The organism is Cupriavidus sp. GW823-FHT06D04 (assembly GCF_058795055.1).
In genome coordinates, this window is the sequence record NZ_JBXAHL010000104.1 from 1 (window position 1) to 1,436 (window position 1,436).

General features: G+C 61.4%; 1 protein-coding gene. It reads left to right on the forward strand.

Features of this window, described 5'->3' with window-relative positions; translation table 11 throughout:
- Positions 1 to 126: 126 nt before the first annotated feature.
- Positions 127 to 1,436, forward strand: a 1,310-nt coding sequence (locus tag AC1Q7H_RS39750) for an IS4 family transposase (RefSeq protein ID WP_492382510.1), incomplete at its 3' end; no start/stop codon positions are given.

The following is a 1,436-nucleotide window of genomic DNA, read 5'->3' on the forward strand; positions in this document are numbered from 1 at the left end:
CATCTCCTTATACAGAAGTAGTACCGCGTCCGCAGCGGGGCATGGAGCATGCGGCCGCGGAAATTTCGAGGTAAGGGGTTGTTAACTTCGCCAGACTCGCGTTTACTCTCGGATTTTCGAGCAGCAATGGGCAACGACGAGTCGGGGGCATGGGTGGACGAGGAATTCGAGAGTCTGGATCTTGGTGATCCGCGGCGGGATCGGCGCGCCAAGGAATTGCTCAAGCGGTTTGCGGCCCTGCCTACGGCGAGCATTCCCGGTGCGTGCGATGACTGGTCGCAAACCATTGGGGCGTATCGGTTTCTCGGCAATGAGCAGATCGATTGGCGGGACGTGATGCAGCCGCATTGGGAGCGCACGGCGGAAAGAGTCGCGCAGTTTCCGGTGGTGCTGTGCATCGCTGATACTACCGAGCTGAACTTCAATGGCCAGGAAATGGAGGGGCTGGGGCCGCTGAGCTACGAAGCCCAGCGGGGCATGTTTTTGCATCCGACCTACGCGGTGACGCCTGAGCGTGAACCGCTGGGGGTGATCGATGCCTGGATGTGGGCTCGGGAATCGAAGGACGCCGACGGCAACCGCGGCGGGATCAAGGAAAGCGTACGCTGGATTGAAGGGTATGAACGCGTTGCGGAGCAAGCCGCGCTATTGCCCCGGACACGGCTGGTGTATGTGACGGACCGCGAGGGTGATATTGCCGAGTTGATGGCGCGCGCCCAGGAACTTGGCCAACCGGCCGACTGGCTGATCCGCAGCCAACACAACCGCAACCTTGCTGAGGGCGGCAAGTTGTGGGATGGCGTCGACGCCAGCCTGGTACTCGGGGAAATCACCTTTATCTTGCCAGGGCGTGCAGGCCAGAAGGCGCGCGAGGTCAAACAGGAGCTACGCGCAAAACGTATGAGGCTGCCCGGTCTGGATGGCCCTGCGCTCACCTGTGTAGAGGCCAGGGAGATCGGAGCGCCTGCAGGCGTCAAGCCAGTGGTTTGGCGGCTGTTGACGAACCGAGAAGCGCAGGACGCCGATGCTGTCATCGAGCTCGTCGACTGGTACCGAGCCCGATGGGAAGTGGAGATGTTCTTCCATGTCCTGAAGACCGGCTGCAAGGTCGAAGCGCTACAGCTATCGCACATGGATCGTGTGGAGCGGGCGTTGGCGTTGTATATGGTGGTGGCGTGGCGCATTGCCCGCCTGATGCGGTTGGGTAGAACCTGCCCGGATCTGGATGCGTCCCTGTTCTTCGATGCCGACGAGATTCGGGGGGCATACGTGCTCGCCAAGAAAGCTCGCCCGAAGACACCGGTCACCCTCAATCAGATGATTCGGTTGGTTGCTTCCCTGGGTGGGTTCCTTGGGCGCAAGAGCGATGGCGAGCCCGGCGCCAAGACGATCTGGATCGGCATGCAGCGAACCATGGACGCCGCGCTCACCATTCA